Source organism: Bradyrhizobium sp. Cp5.3, from assembly GCF_000426265.1.
In the GTDB taxonomy this organism is placed as follows: Bacteria; Pseudomonadota; Alphaproteobacteria; order Rhizobiales; family Xanthobacteraceae; genus Bradyrhizobium; species Bradyrhizobium neotropicale.
The window spans coordinates 305,608-320,838 of record NZ_AUFA01000002.1; the positions used below are offsets into that span (position 1 = coordinate 305,608).

Annotated in this window: 11 protein-coding genes; all 11 read left to right on the forward strand. The window is 64.9% G+C overall.

The genetic code is table 11. The features are described from left to right. Positions 1 to 2 precede the first annotated feature (2 nt). The 11 genes from K289_RS0104435 to K289_RS0104485 all read left to right on the forward strand — a co-directional run bounded on the left by K289_RS0104435 (position 3) and on the right by K289_RS0104485 (position 14,948). Positions 3 to 2,516 carry a circularly permuted type 2 ATP-grasp protein gene (locus tag K289_RS0104435; protein ID WP_027550383.1) on the forward strand — a complete coding sequence of 838 codons (2,514 nt, stop codon included), beginning with the start codon at positions 3 to 5 and terminating at the stop codon, positions 2,514 to 2,516. Beyond that, a complete protein-coding gene (locus tag K289_RS0104440; protein ID WP_027550384.1) occupies positions 2,513 to 3,391 on the forward strand; it encodes a transglutaminase family protein in 879 nt (292 codons plus the stop codon). Before K289_RS0104435 ends, K289_RS0104440 begins: the two co-directional genes overlap by 4 nt. 421 nt (positions 3,392 to 3,812) lie before the next feature. Continuing rightward, positions 3,813 to 4,643: a metal-dependent phosphohydrolase gene (locus K289_RS0104445; RefSeq protein WP_027550385.1), complete on the forward strand. Its 831-nt coding sequence runs from the start codon at positions 3,813 to 3,815 to the stop codon at positions 4,641 to 4,643. 50 nt (positions 4,644 to 4,693) lie between these two features. Then, positions 4,694 to 5,596, forward strand: a complete 903-nt coding sequence (locus tag K289_RS0104450; RefSeq protein WP_027550386.1) for an alpha/beta fold hydrolase — start codon at positions 4,694 to 4,696, stop codon at positions 5,594 to 5,596. Between the two features lie 105 nt (positions 5,597 to 5,701). Then, a complete protein-coding gene (folE, locus tag K289_RS0104455) occupies positions 5,702 to 6,328 on the forward strand; it encodes a GTP cyclohydrolase I FolE (RefSeq protein WP_027550387.1) in 627 nt (208 codons plus the stop codon). A gap of 30 nt (positions 6,329 to 6,358) precedes the next feature. Beyond that, complete coding sequence (locus K289_RS0104460; RefSeq protein ID WP_027550388.1) at positions 6,359 to 7,882, forward strand: FAD-dependent oxidoreductase; 1,524 nt, start codon at positions 6,359 to 6,361, stop codon at positions 7,880 to 7,882. Positions 7,883 to 8,011: 129 nt separating this feature from the next. Further along, positions 8,012 to 8,587: an HdeD family acid-resistance protein gene (locus K289_RS0104465; RefSeq protein ID WP_027550389.1), complete on the forward strand. Its 576-nt coding sequence runs from the start codon at positions 8,012 to 8,014 to the stop codon at positions 8,585 to 8,587. 26 nt (positions 8,588 to 8,613) lie between these two features. Then, positions 8,614 to 8,838: a hypothetical protein gene (locus K289_RS0104470; RefSeq protein ID WP_027550390.1), complete on the forward strand. Its 225-nt coding sequence runs from the start codon at positions 8,614 to 8,616 to the stop codon at positions 8,836 to 8,838. 117 nt (positions 8,839 to 8,955) lie between these two features. After that, positions 8,956 to 10,167 (forward strand): ABC transporter substrate-binding protein, encoded by a 1,212-nt coding sequence (locus tag K289_RS0104475; RefSeq protein WP_027550391.1) that lies wholly within the window; start codon positions 8,956 to 8,958, stop codon positions 10,165 to 10,167. A gap of 27 nt (positions 10,168 to 10,194) precedes the next feature. After that, entirely contained in the window at positions 10,195 to 11,424 is a 1,230-nt protein-coding gene (locus K289_RS0104480; protein WP_027550392.1) for an acyl-CoA dehydrogenase family protein, read from the forward strand. Between the two features lie 164 nt (positions 11,425 to 11,588). After that, positions 11,589 to 14,948, forward strand: a complete 3,360-nt coding sequence (locus K289_RS0104485) for an adenylate/guanylate cyclase domain-containing protein (protein WP_027550393.1) — start codon at positions 11,589 to 11,591, stop codon at positions 14,946 to 14,948. Positions 14,949 to 15,231 lie beyond the last annotated feature (283 nt).

Sequence of the window (15,231 nt, forward strand, 5' to 3'; positions counted from 1 at the left end):
GCATGGGCGAGGGCGCGACCGACGGGACTGGCGAGACGGGCAGGGCGCCCGGCCAGCGCCGGCTGGCGCAATGGGTGCGCGACTATAGCCGGCTGCCCGGCATCCCCGACGAGTTTCTCCGGCCGGATGGCGCCCCGTGTGCGGTCTGGAGCCGCTTCTTCGACGCCTTCGGGGCACTGGCGCCCGACGAGATCGAGCGCCGCTTTGGCATGGCCGATCGCCACCTGCGCGAGGCCGGCGTCACCTATCGCGCGCCCGGCGACAGCGCCGACCGGCCCTGGTCGCTCAGTCACCTGCCGCTTTTGATCGACGAGGCCGACTGGCAGCAGCTCTCGGCCGGCATCAAGCAGCGCGCAGAGCTTCTGGAGTTGGTGCTCCGGGACATCTACGGCGAGGGCCGGCTGGTTGCCGAAGGCGCACTGCCGGCTGCCGCCATCGCCGGCAGCCCCGAATATCTGCGCCCGGTCTGCGGCGTGCCGCCGCCCGGCGGACGATACCTTTCGATCTATGCCGCCGATGTCGGCCGCGGGCCGGATGGCCGCTGGTGGGTGCTCGGCGACCGCACCCAGGCGCCGTCCGGCGCGGGCTATGCGCTGGAGAACCGCCTGGTGCTCTCGCGTGCCTTTTCCGATCTCTACAAATCGATGAACGTGCCGCGCGTCGCGCCGTTCTTCGAGGCGTTCCGGGACAGTCTTCGCGCCAGCGCCGATCGCGACGAGCCGCGCATCGGCGTGCTGACGCCCGGCAGCTTCAGCGAGACCTATTTCGAGCACGCCACGCTAGCGCGCTATCTCGGCTTCCTCCTGGTCGAAGGCGACGATCTCGCCGTCAGCGACAACCGCGTCCACATCCGCACCGTCGCAGGGCTGAAGCGGCTCGACGTGCTGCTGCGCCGGGTCGATTCCAACTCGCTCGATCCGCTCGAGCTCGATGCATCCTCGCATCTCGGCGTGCCTGGCCTGATCGACGTGCTCCGCAAGGACGGCGTCGTCGTCGCCAACATGCCGGGCTCCGGCGTCCTGGAGGCGCGCGCGCTGCTCGGCTTCCTGCCGGCGCTGAGCCGCCGCCTGCTCCGCGAAGAGCTGAAGATGCCGCATATCGCGACCTGGTGGTGCGGCCAGCGCGGGGCGCGCGATGAGGTCCTGTCGCGGCTCGACGAGGTCGCGATCGAAGGCGCCTACCGGCGCGGCGTTCCCGGATTCGAAAGCCGCGGCCCGGTGCTCGCGAGCGAGCTCGACGCAAGCGGGCGCCAACGCCTGGTCGACGCCATCACCGCGCGCGGCATGGACTATGTCGGCCAGGAGGTGGTGCGGCTCTCGACCATGCCGGTGTGGGAGCACGGCCAGATTGCGCCGCGTCCCTTCGTGTTGCGCGTGTTCGCGGCGGCCACTGCCGACGGCTGGACAATCATGCCCGGCGGCTTCTGCCGGATCGCCGCGCGGGCGGATGCACGCGCGGTGTCGATGGGTGACGGCGCGCGTGCCGCCGACGTCTGGGTCGTGTCCGAGCAGCAGGTCCCGGCCGCAACGCTGCTGCCCGCGACCGACAAGGTGCGGATCCGTCGCATCGCCGGCGTGCTGCCGAGCCGTGCCGCCGACAATCTGTTCTGGCTCGGCCGCTATCTCGAACGCGCCGAGGCCACGCTGCGGCTGGTGCGCGCTCTGGGCTCGCCGAGCGGGCCCAACAAGGGCACCTCGGCCACGATGCAGTCGGCCGAGCGCATCCAGCGTCTGCTGGTGGCCTGGGGCGCGATCTCGCAGACGTCGCGCGCGGCGCCCGGACGCATCGTGGCCGAAGCGCTGCAGAGCGCGGAACGCTTCGGCTCGGCGCTGTCGCTGGTGCGCGCGGCGCAGCGCACCGCCACCTCCCTGCGCGAGCGGCTGTCGCCCGATGCCTGGCAGGTCATCACCGAGATGGCCGAGCGGCTCGCCTACGAGGTCGAGGATGATGACAGCGTGCTGAGCGCTGCCGAGCTGACCCTGCAGGAGCTTGCGAGCTTTGCCGGCCTTGCGCAGGAGAACATGAACCGCGCCGCCGGTTGGCGCTTCCTCGATATCGGTCGCCGGGCCGAGCGCGCCATCAACACCACGCGCTTCGCGCGGCAGTTCGCCTTTGACGAGGCCGGCGACGAAGACCTCGATATCCTGCTGACGCTGGTCGATTGCCAGATCACGTACCGCTCGCGCTATCTGCTGGCGCCGGTGCTCGCACCCGTGCGCGACCTCGCTGTGCTCGATACCTACAATCCTCGCTCGGTTGCCTTCCAGGTCGCGACGCTGAACGAGCACATCGCGGCGCTGCCAAGCCTGCGGGAGTACGGCATGATCGAGAAGCCGCAGCGGCTTGCCGTCGCGGTGCAGGCGATGCTCGCGACCGCCGAGGCCGAGAAGCTCGAGGTCAAGACCCTGTTCTCGCTGGAACAGGACCTGCTCAAGCTCGCCGACGCAATTGGGCAGCATTATTTCCCGCACGGTCCCAATGCCAGCCGGCCGGAAAAGCTCACGGGGCTGGCGTGATCTACGACATCCGCCACGTCACCACCTATGAGTATGAGAGTGCGGTCAGCTTCGCGCGCTGCACGCTGCGGCTGGAGCCGAAGAGCGGTCACGGCCAGGAGTTGATCTCGCACAGTCTCGAGATCCGTCCGCGTCCGTCAGAGCGCAACGCGCGACGCGATTTCTTCGGCACGCTGACCGAGAGCGTCGTGATCGAAGCCTCGCACCGAAACCTGCGGATCGATTCCCGCTCGCGCGTCTCGGTGTCGCGCCAGCCGCCGGCGCGCGATGCTTCGAGCCCGTCCTGGGAAAGCATCCGCGACATAGCCTTCGAGGCGACGAGCCTCGGGCCGTCCTCGCCCGTCGGCTATGTCTTTGCCAGCCCGCTGGTGCCTATTTTGCGTCCCGTCAGCGCCTATGCTGCAGAGAGCTTCGCGTCTGATACGAGTATCCTCGCAGGCGCGGTCGATCTGATGCATCGAATCCGCAACCAGTTTCGCTACGACCCGAAGGCGACCGTGATCTCGACACCGCTCAACGAAGTCTTCGACAAGCGCCACGGTGTCTGTCAGGATTTTGCCCATGTGATGATTGCCGGCCTTCGCGGGCTTGGCCTGCCTGCAGCCTATGTCAGCGGCTATTTGCGCACCATTCCGCCGCCGGGGCAGCCGCGTCTGCAAGGCGCTGACGCCACGCACGCCTGGGTGTCGCTGTGGTGCGGAGCGGAGCTTGGCTGGGTCGATTTCGATCCGACCAATGATCTCCTGGTCGCGAGCGATCACATCGTACTCGCGGTCGGCCGTGACTTCTCCGACGTCTCGCCGGTCGACGGCATCATCGTCGGCTCGCCTAAGCAGAAGCTGGGCGTGGCTGTGGACGTATTGCTGGTGGAGTGACGGTGCGTTTACCGTCCTGCGGTGGAGATTTGGCTTGGGATTTGCCGCGCGCGACGACCGCTGTTCATTAAGCGCCTTTTAACGCTGCACCGCGATGGGATCGCGCGGTGGAATTGACGCCGCCGTCCGCAAAACCGTGCAGGCGTTCGCACGGGCGACGGGCTTCTGCAACCCTAATCCGATCAAGCGGATTTTCGTTGTCGTCGTCCACCGTCGGGCCGGTCCGCTCGCTCGTCCCGAGCGCGCTGGGCCGCGACCGCTGACGCGACGTTGCGCGGCAAAGCAATAAACATATTTTCGTAATCTCGTCCCTGAATTTGGCGAGCCGGCCCGAGATGGGCTATGCTATTCCTCGCGTCGCGGACAGGAAACGAGACGTCGGGAGTTGGCGTGGGACACCACCGACAACGGGGCTGCATCCATGATGACGTTACCGAGACTGGCGGCGGAGACCCTGGAGAAGTTGCTGGGCTCGTTCATGCGTCGCAGATACGACGACGAATCTCATGCCAGGGTGCTGGAAGGCGCGACGCGCACGGCGCTGGAATGCATCGGCAACAGCGACGCGCTCTACCACAACATCGAGCATACGATGCTTGTGACCCTGGCGGGCCAGGCGATCCTGATGGGACGCAATCTCCACACGCACCTTTCGGCGGAGGACTACAACCACGTCCTCATCGCCTGCCTCGCGCACGACATCGGCTATGTGCGCGGACTGTTCGAGGAGGACGATGAAGACGGTTTTCTGATCGACGAAGCCGGGACCAAGGTGTCACTGCCGCGCGGTGCATCCGATGCCAGTCTCATGATGTATCACGTTGATCGGTCGAAGCTTTTTGTGAGGCGGCGGCTGCCGCCGATCCGCGGCATCGACAGCGAGCGCGTCGCCCGCGCCATCGAGGGGACGCGCTTCCCGGCCCGCGAGGGGCAGGAGTATGACGTGGACGCCTCGGTCCTGCGCGCCGCCGACTTCATCGGGCAGCTCGGTGATCCCAACTATCTACGCAAGGCCAACGCGCTTTATTACGAGTTCGAGGAGGTCGGCATCAACCGCCAGCTCGGTTACGACTCGCCCGCCGACATCGTGAACCGCTATCCGCAATTCTATTGGAACAGCGTCGCGCCGCACATCCAGACCGAGATCGGCTATCTCAACAAGACCGAGATCGGCCGGCAGTGGATCGCCAATCTCTACAGCAACGTATTCCGCGCCGAACGCGATATCACGCTGTCCGGGCCGCAGAAGTAGATGCCGTAGCCTGGATGGGCCACGGCACCGGGCAAATCCGTGAGTGCGTGATGCAACAAAAATCCGTCATCACCGACGTTCTCGACATCGCCTATCTCGAAAACGGTCCGCCGGACGGCTGGCCCTGCATTCTGGGCCACGGCTTCCCCTACGACGTTCATGCCTATGCCGAAGCCGCGCCGCTGATCGCGCAAGCGGGCGCGCGCGTGCTGGTGCCGTATTTGCGCGGTTACGGCCCGACACGTTTCCGCTCCGCCACGACGCTGCGCTCGGGCGAGCAGGCGGCGCTGGGCGCAGATCTGCTCGCCTTCATGGATGCGCTCGGGGTCGCGCGCGCCGTGGTCGGCGGCTACGACTGGGGCGGACGCGCGGCCTGCGTGGTATCCGTGCTGCATCCGGAGCGAGTCAGCGGGCTCGTCTCCGGCAATTCCTACAACATCCAGAACATCGCGCGTTCGATGGAGCCCGCTTCGCCGCCGGAGGAGGCGGCGCTCTGGTATCAATATCTTTTCCATAACGAGCGCGGACGCCGGGCGCTGGAGCGCAACCGGCGCGGCTTTGCGCGTCAGCTCTGGTCGATGTGGTCGCCGAGATGGGCGTTCGACGATGCGATCTTCGAGCGGAGCGCCGCATCCTTCGACAATCCCGATTTCGTCGACGTCGTGATCCATTCCTACCGCCACCGCTATGCGCTGGTCGCGGGCGATCCCGCCTATGCCGGGATCGAGGCGACGCTTGCAAGCCAGCCGCCGATTTGCGTGCCGACGATCGCGATCGACGGCGACAGCGACGGCGTCAACCCCGGCACCGCACATCACGCGCGCAAGTTCGAAGGCTTTTTCGAGCACCGCGTGTTCGCCGGCGCCGGCCACAATCTGCCGCAGGAGCGGCCAACCGAATGGGCGCAGGCCGTGCTGGACGTGCGGGAAGCGGCGGAACGCTCGGCCGCCTAGTCAGCCGGCCTTCCGATTTTTCGCCATCCCGGGAACCTTTTCCGATTGCAGCCGTCCAAGCTGAAGGACCGCAGATGTCTGCGGCTCGTCAGACGGAGGCTATTTATGGGTTCACAAGCGCGCAGGTTGGAGCGTGTCGCGGTGGCGCAGATGCCAAGCGAACGGCCGAGCCGGGCGGAGGTCGAGCAAGCGGTTCAGACCATGATCCGCTGGGCAGGTGATGATCCCGCGCGCGACGGTCTGCGCGAAACGCCCGATCGGGTCGCGCGCGCCTTCGAGGAGTATTATTCCGGCTATGCGCAGGATCCGACGGACATCCTGCAAAAGACCTTCGAGGAGATCGAAGGCTATGACGAGATGATCGTCCTGCGCGGCGTTCGCTTTGAGAGCCATTGCGAGCACCACATGGCGCCGATCGTAGGCCGCGCCTGGGTCGCCTATATCCCGCAAGGGCGCGTGGTCGGAATCTCCAAGCTCGCGCGGGTGGTGGATATTTATGCCAAGCGCCTCCAGATCCAGGAGAAGATGACGGCGCAGATCGCCAATACGATCAACGACGTGCTGAAGCCAGAAGGCGTCGGCGTTATCATCAAGGCGACGCATCACTGCATGACCACCCGTGGTGCGCACAAGCCCGGGACCGATCTCGTCACCAGCCGCATGCTGGGTGTGTTCCGCGACAATGCGCTGACACGCCAGGAATTGCTGGGACTGGCCAATTCGGACGCGTGATCCGCGTGGCGATAGCAAGGAGACGACGCCATGACCGAGGAGAAAAAACCGAGCGGGCCCGATCTGACGCAAGGCGTCTTGCCGACCGACTTCAAGGACGGCAAGTTGCTCGGCCATGTCGGCGACGAAGATGTGTTGCTGGTGCACCTCGGCGCGGAGGTGGTCGCGATTGAGCCCAGTTGCAGTCACTATCATGGTCCGCTCGCAGACGGGCTGGTGGTTGACGACACCATCCGTTGTCCCTGGCATCATGCCTGCTTCTCCTTGCGGACCGGCGAGGCGGTTCGCGCGCCGGCGCTCAATGCGCTGGCCGTTTGGGAGGTCGAGCGCAAGCAAGAGAGGATCGTGGTGCACCGCAAGCGCGCGGCGCCGACGCCTGCCGCGCCGCATCTGGTGGCGCCGACGCCAGACAGGTTCGTCATCGTCGGTGGCGGTGCTGCCGGATTTGCCGCGGCCGAGATGCTCCGGCGCGAGGGATTTGCCGGCGCCATCACCATGCTCAGCCATGATGGCGCGACGCCGGTCGACCGGCCGAACCTGTCCAAGGATTATCTCGCCGGCAATGCACCGGAGGACTGGCTGCCGCTTCGGCCTGAGGACTACTACCGGGATGCCGGGATCGACCTCCGCCTCAACACCGCCGTTGCCGCGATCGATCCGAAGGCGCGCAGCGTAACGCTGGGCAATGGCGACAAGCTCCCGTTCGACCGGCTCCTGCTCGCAACCGGCGCCGAGCCCGTGACCTTGCAGATCGCGGGCGCCGACCAGCCGCACATCTACGCGTTGCGTTCGGTTGCCGACAGCCGCGCCATCATCAAGGCCGCCGGCGGCGCCAGACGCGCGCTGGTGATCGGCGCCAGCTTCATCGGCCTCGAGGTCGCCGCCTCCTTGCGGGCGCGCAAGCTCGAGGTCCATGTGGTCGCGCCGGAGGAGCGGCCGATGGAACGCATTCTCGGACCCGAGATGGGCGAGTTCGTCCGTGCGCTACATGAGGAGAACGGCGTCAATTTCCACCTTGGGGATACGGTGGTGCGCTTCGACGGCGCGCGTGCGACGCTGAAGAGCGGCGGCGTCATCGAGGCGGACCTCGTCGTGACCGGTGTTGGCGTGAGGCCTCGCCTCGGCCTTGCCGAGCAGGCGGGCCTTGCGATCGATCGTGGCCTGACGGTGGACGCCTATCTCGAAACCAGCGCGTCCGGCATCTTCGCCGCCGGTGACATCGCGCGCTGGCCTGATCCACATTCGGGCGAGAGCATCCGCGTCGAGCATTGGGTCGTCGCCGAGCGCCAGGGCCAGACTGCGGCGCGCAACATGCTGGGCCGGCGCGAGCGGTTCGATGCCGTGCCGTTCTTCTGGTCCCAGCACTATGATGTGCCGATCAACTATCTCGGTCACGCCGAAAGCTTTGACGACATCCTGGTCGATGGCAGCATCGCCGGAAAGGACTGCCTGTTGAAGTACCGCAAGGGCGGCCGCGTGCTGGCGGTCGCTTCAATTTATCGCGATCTCGACAGTCTGAAGGCCGAGCTCGAGATGGAGCGGGCGCGCACGTAGTGCGCCATTTAGTCTTGATTTGCGTCAAGGTCGGCGCGGCCGAGGGCTGTTCTGCTGGCTATTGTCCCGGCGTGGCCCGTGCTATCCTGGCGCCTGCCTCCGGGCTTCGCATGTGCGGGAGTGGCCGTCATGACAACTGCTTCGGATACGCCTCAGAATCTGGGCTTGGGCACCGGCATTGCCGCGCTGCACAGCAAATGGGGATGGATCGTCGCCCTCGGCGTCGTCTATCTCATCGCCGGCTTCATCGCGCTCGGCAGCGTGGTGATGGCGACGGTGGCGAGTGTGCTCATCGTCGGCGTGATGATGATCGTCGCCGGCGTGACCGAGGTGATCGGCGCGTTTCAGATGAAGAGCTGGGGCAAGTTTTTGATCTGGGCCCTGCTCGGTGTGCTCTATGTCATCGCGGGCTTCCTGACCTTCGAAAACCCACTGTTTGCGGCCGTGTTGCTGACGCTCTTCCTGGGCGCGTCGCTGATCGCCTCGGGCGCCATCAGGCTGTTTCTCGCCTTCAGCATGAAGCGCGAAAGCCCCTGGGTCTGGGTGGCGCTGTCGGCCGTCATCACGCTGCTGCTCGGATTACTGATCCTGGCGCGCTGGCCGGTGAACAGCGTCTACATCCTCGGCCTGTTCCTCGGCATCGACCTGATCATGGCGGGCGCCGGCTGGGTCAGCCTGGGCTTCAGCATGCGGCATCGCCACTAGGCCCGCGACGACGAAGGGGGATCGTGATGCGGTGGTTTCACATCGCCGTCATCGTGCTATTCGCTGCGGCGACGATGATCTTTGCCGCGCAGAATTTCGAGACGGTGACGATCTCCTTCTTCAGGATGAATCTCAGCCTGCCGCTCGCGGTCCAGACCCTGGTGGTCTACCTGCTCGGCGCCGCGACGGGCGGCAGCCTGTTTGCCTTGCTGCGGCGCTCCTATGCCGGCTCGAAGCGAGGTGTCGGCTAGACCAGCAACTCGACGCAAGACCGTTTTGTGGAACTCCGGTGAGCTGACGCGCTGACAAAAGGCAGCACGCCGCGCATTCGCCGCGTCGCGCGAGCGATAGACCACTGGGGAGAAACCATGAAAGCCGCTTTGGCCCTGGCCGCAGCGCTTGCTGCCGTCAGTCTGTCCACGCCCGTTTCCGCGCAAAAATCCTATGGTCCCGGGGTCAGCGACACCGAGATCAAGATCGGCAACACCATGCCCTACAGCGGGCCGGCGTCGCCGCTCAGCATCACCGGCAAGGTCATCGCGGCCTATTTCGACGAGGTCAACGAGAAGGGCGGCGTCAACGGCCGCAAGCTCAACCTGCTCTCGCTCGACGATGCGTTCTCGCCGCCCAAGACCATGGAAGCAGCACGGCGGCTGGTCGAGGGCGACGGTGTCGCCTTCATCTTCGCGACCATGGGCACGGCGCCAAGTTCGGCGATCGCGAAATACCTCAACAGCAACAAGGTGCCGCAGCTCTTTCTGATCAGCTCGGCCTCGAAATGGAACGATCCAGCCAACATGCCGTGGTCGATGGCGCTGCCGTGGGCGCCGAACTACACCAGCGAGGCCGCGATCGACGTCGCCTATGCCCGCGCCAAGAACCCAAGTGCGCGGTTCGCGGTGCTCTACCAGAACGACGACGCCGGCAAGGAATATCTGCGTGGCGTCAAGGAGGCGCTCGGTGCGGATGCCGACAAGGCGATCGCGATGGCCTCCAGCTTCGAGGTGACCGACCCGACCGTCGACTCCCAGGTGCTGACGCTCGCCAACACCAAGGCGGACGTTTTCATGATCTATTCGGTGACGCCGCGCGCCTGCGCGCAGGCGATCCGAAAGGCCCATGAGGTCGGCTGGCAGCCACAGCGCTTCCTCGCCAGCGGCTGCGCCAACAAGGCGACGGTCATGGTGCCGGCGGGGCTGGATGCCGGCAAGGGCGTTCTTTCGCTCGGGTCGCTCAAGCCGTTCGTGGCCGAGCCGAAGGACGATCCGGCGATGTCGGCCTATATCGATTTCATGAAGCGGCGCCTGCCCAGTGCCGACGTCAACAACGTCGCCGGCCTCTACGGCTACACCGTCGCCGAGGCGCTGGTGGTCGTGCTCAAGCAGTGCAAGGACAATCTGACGCGCGAGAACATCATGGCGCAGGCGGCGAACCTGAAGAAGGTGCCGCTGTCGCTTCTGATGCCGGGCATCACGCTCAACACCACGCCGCAGGATTTCCGCCCGATCAAGGACGGCTATATGCTCCAGTTCGACGGCACCGACTGGATCGTGGCGAGCGAACTGTTGCGCGGTACCTGACGCGCCGACAAGCGAACGGGAGGACGCATGGACTTTCAACACTCCGAACGTTCGCTGGAGCTCCAGGAGCGCGTCCGCCAGTTCATGCGGCAGCATGTCGAGCCGGTCGAGGAGCTCTATTACGAGCAGGTCAAGCCGGAGCCCGCGCGCTACCGGACGCCGCAGATCCTGCAGGACCTGAAGCGGCTGGCGCGCGAGCAGGGGCTCTGGAATCTGTTCCTGTCGGGCGAGCACGGCCCAGACCTTACCAATTCAAGGCTCACCAATCTCGAATATGCCCCGGTGAAGGAGATCATGGGCCGCATCCTCTGGGCGCCCGAGGTCTTCAACTGCTCGGCCCCCGATGTCGGCAACATGGAGGTGCTTAGCCATTACGGTACGCAAGCGCAGCAGGAGCGCTGGCTGAAGCCGCTGCTGGAGGGACGCATCCGCTCCGGCTTCTCGATGACCGAGCCGCAGGTCGCCTCCAGCGATGCCACCAACATCCAATGCGAAATCCGGCGCGACGGCGACGACTACGTCATCAATGGCCGCAAGTGGTTCACCTCCGGCGCAATGAACGAGGATTGCGAGATCCTGATCGTGATGGGCAAGACCGCGCCCGATCATCCCGACCGCCACCGCCAGCAATCCATGATCCTGGTGCCGAAGGCGACGCCAGGGGTGCGCATCGTGCGCGACATGCTGACATACGGCTATGACGACGCACCGGTCGGCCATCCCGAGATCGTCTATGAGAATGTCCGCGTGCCGGCCGAGAACATCCTGCTCGGCGAGGGGCGCGGCTTCGAGATCGCGCAGGGCCGGCTCGGGCCCGGCCGCATCCACCATTGCATGCGGCTGATCGGCTGCGCCCAGCGCGCACTGGAATTGATGTGCCAGCGCGCGGTCTCGCGCGTCGCCTTCGGCAAGCCGCTGGCCGAACAGGGCTCGGTGCGCGAGGACATCGCGCACTCCTTCTGCGAGATCGCGCAGGCGCGGCTGCTCACGCTGCAGGCCGCCGACAAGATGGACCGCGAGGGCAACAAGGCCGCGCGCGACCTGATCGCTGCGGCCAAGATCGTGGTGCCCAGCATGGCCGCGCGGGTGATCGACCGCGCCATCCAGATCCACGGCGCTGCGGGTGTCTCGCAGGACACCTTCCTCGCCCGCGCCTACGTCTACGCCCGCTTCATCCGTATCGGCGACGGCCCCGACCAGGTGCACCTCGCCGCGGTCGGCAAGGAGCTGATCAAGCGCGGTGGCGTGATCGAGTAGGGCCGTTATCCTCCCCTGACAGAAATCGCTCTGCCGCGTCCACTTCTCGGCTGGCCCACCGTGTTAAATTGCGACAAGGTCCGGCGTCGGCTCCTCCATCGACAGATGTGCCTTCGCATGCCTCTCCAATGTGCTATTCTCATTGTATAGCCCATAGGTATGCCATGGCAGGTATTGCGGAGTGGCTATCATCGATTGGTTTGGGAGAGTACGCCCAGCGTTTCGCCGAGAACGCCATCGATCTCTCGGTCGTCAGCGATCTCACTGAGCAGGACCTCAAGGACCTCGGCGTCCTACTTGGGCACCGGCGCAAGATTCTGCGCGCGATTGCAGAACTCAAGAGTGAAGCTGTTGTATCAGCCCGAACGGCCGCCAAACCAGCGCCGCGGGACAGCGCCGAGCGGCGCCAACTCACGGTCATGTTTTGCGATCTCGTGGACTCGTCGGCACTTTCGGCCCGACTGGATCCGGAGGACTTGCGCTCGGTAATCGGCGCCTATCACGACTGCATCGCGGATGTTATCGCCCGGAATGAGGGCGTCATCGCGCGGTACATGGGGGATGGCGTGCTTGCTTATTTCGGCTATCCCCAGGCCCACGAGGACGATGCCGAGCAGGCGACACGCGCGGGGCTGTCGCTGGTCGATGCCGTGGCCAGTCTCCAGACGGATATCGGTACGAAACTACAGGTCCGCGTTGGCATCGCCACCGGAATGGTCGTCGTGGGCGATCTGACCGGTGAAGGCGCTGCCAAGGAGCAGGCGGTGATTGGTGAAACGCCGAATCTGGCTGCTCGCCTGCAGCAGTTTGCCGAGCCCGGTATGGTGCTGATCTCCGAGAGTACGCACCAGCTCACCGATGGGTATTTCGAGTACCGTGATGTCGGCTCTATCGCTCTCAAAGGTTGGGCTGTGCCGATACCTGCCTGGCAGGTGCTCGGTATAAGCGGAGTGGAAAGCCGCTTCGAGGCGCAGCACAAGACTCGATTGACACCGCTCATCGGGCGTGACGAGGAGGTCGAGCTGCTGTCGCGGCGCTGGCGGCATGCCGCGTCAGGCGAAGGCTGCGTTGTGGTTCTAACTGGAGAGCCAGGAATCGGTAAGTCGCACATCGCGCTGGCGCTTCAAGAGCGGCTTCGAGCCGAACCACACATTACGGTGCGTCATTTCTGTTCGGCGCACCATACCAACAGTGCGCTGTTTCCATTCATCGCCAACCTCGAACGTGCTGCCCGGTTCGAGCGAGGCGAGACGCCGTCCGAGAAGTTTGCCAAGCTGGAAACTCTGCTCTTGCGGTCCGGTGCTGACCCAGACCTTGTGGTGCCGGCTCTGGCCAACCTTCTGTCGGTGCCGGTCAGCGACCGCTACCGCCTGCCTGAGCTGAGTCCGCAGAAGCGCAAGGAGGTGACGCTGGCGGCGTTCTTGGCTCAGCTCGAGGCATTGTCGGCGCGACAGCCAGTGTTCATCATCTTTGAAGATGCCCATTGGGCGGACCCGACTTCGCTGGAGCTGCTCACGGTTGCGCTGGAAAAGCTGCCGCGGCTTCGAGTGCTGCTGCTCGTCACGGCGAGACCGGAGTTCACGCCGCCGTGGCCTGGTCATGCACATGTGACGACGATTTCGCTCACACGACTGAGCCGGCGCAACGGGGCGGCACTGGTCGAGCGCGTCACTGCGGGCAAGACACTCCCGGAGGAGGTCATGGACCAAATCCTCGCCCGTACCGATGGCGTGCCCCTGTTCGTCGAGGAACTGACCAAGGCCGTGCTCGAAACCGGACTGTTGCAGGAGAGGGACGACCATTACACGCTCAGCCATCCGCTACCCTCGATGGCGATTCCAACGACATTGAGCGCATCGCTGATGGCCAGACTCGACCGGCTGGCCCCGGTGAAGTACGTGGCTCAGATCGGCGCCGTCGTAGGGCGCGAATTCTCCTACGAACTGCTGAGCGCCGTTGCCGAGTTGCCGAGGCAGACGCTTGAGGAGGCGCTTGCCCAGTTGGTCCGGGCGGAGCTGATATTCTGCCGGGGCGAGATTCCCCGGGCAGTCTATACCTTCAAGCATGTGCTCGTGCGGGACGCCGCCGAATCGGGACTGTTGAAGAGCCGACGCGCGGCGCTGCATGCCACCATCGCAGACGTCTTCGAGCAACGGTTCCCGGAAATCGTGGAGGCTCAACCCGAGACTCTCGCGCTCCACCTTACGGAGGCAGGACTGTTCGAAAAGGCCGGGGAATATTGGCTCCAGGCGGGCAAGAAGGCGGCCATGCGCTCCGCCAATCTCGAAGCCATCGCACACTTGCGGAAAGGCATCGAGGTCTCCGCTCATTTGGCCGACGGCGTACCGAAGGACAGGCTGGAGCTTGATTTCCAATTCGCGTTGGGACCCTGCCTAATCGCTACCCAGGGGCCGGCCGCGCCCCATGCGGTAGCGACCTTCGCTCGTGCGCGCGAGCTCTGCCAGCGTCTCGAAGATCCCCCCGAGCACCTGCAAATCATGTTTTGGTTGACCACCGCGAGTGTCATTCGTGGTGAGTTGCCGGTTGCCGAGGAAATGATCGCGGCGCTGCTCGATCTCGCGGAGACACGGAACGATCGACCGACATTGCTCAATGCGATGCGTGGGCAAGGGATGATTCGCCTTTTCATGGGACATCTCACAGGCGCCCACGAAGTGATCGAACGGGCCTACGAAGCGTTCGAGGCGAGCAGTGAGCAGGACAGATTGGCGGCGCGTGCCGCCGGCCAGGATGCGGGCGTGGCCGACCTTGCCCTGATGTCATGGACACTCTGGCTGCTGGGCCGCACCGATACGGCGCTCGCACGTCTAAATGCCGCCATTCAGCGCGCCGACGCCATTGGTCATCCGCATTCGCAGGCCTATGGATGCTATTATGCGTCCATTCTCTACGCTCTTCGAGGCGAATTCCTGATTGCACGCCGCTATGCCGAGCGTTGCCTCACCCTGTCGGAAGAGCACGGATTCCGGCAGTGGCGAGGATTGGCGCGCGCCGTTCGGGGGATAAGCGCCACCTTCCTTGATCCTTCGTCCGCTGCGCTCGCGGAAATCCAGACTGCAATGAACGAATATCGCAGCGCGGGCTATCAGCTCGGCATCACGGCGCTGTACGTGCTCCTGAGTCCGGCCTTGTTGTCGAGCCATCAAGGCGAGGCGACGCTGGAGCTGATTGAGCAGGGCCTCGCCACAACCAGCCGCAATAGCGAACGGATATTTGAGGCCGAACTGTATCGACTGAAAGCCCGAGTGTTGCTCGTCCGCGCGGAACCGGAGGCCGGCACCGAGGCGCAATCACTGTTCGATCACGCATTGACGACTGCGAGGAGCCAACAAGCCAAGGCCCTCGAACTTCGAGTTGCGATGGACCTTGCCGCCTTGTGGTTTGATCAGGGCAGGCGCGAGGAAGCGCTCGACCTGCTGGCACCCATCTACGGCTGGTTCACCGAGGGCTTCGAAACGCGGGATCTAAAGCAAGCAAAGGCGTTGCTCGACCGGCTGCGGTAATTCTGCTTGAACGACAGACATGGTGGCCTCGCTTGGCAAGTCGCAAAGCCACTTACCTTGGCGTCAAGCATCCAATCGCTTGCGATAGTTTTGATAGGTATCTTGTACCTCTCGCCACCCATCCTTGTCGTTCTCCGCCGGATTCTCGTTTATGAAACGTGGCCCGGCACGCGTCGGACGTTTTCGATGAAGAGAGCCAACGAAGCGCGGGCAGCTGCTGGTATTGCTGCCCGTTCGCTCCCGCCGAAGTGGCGGCCAGCGGGGTGCGTCCTGCACCAAAGTG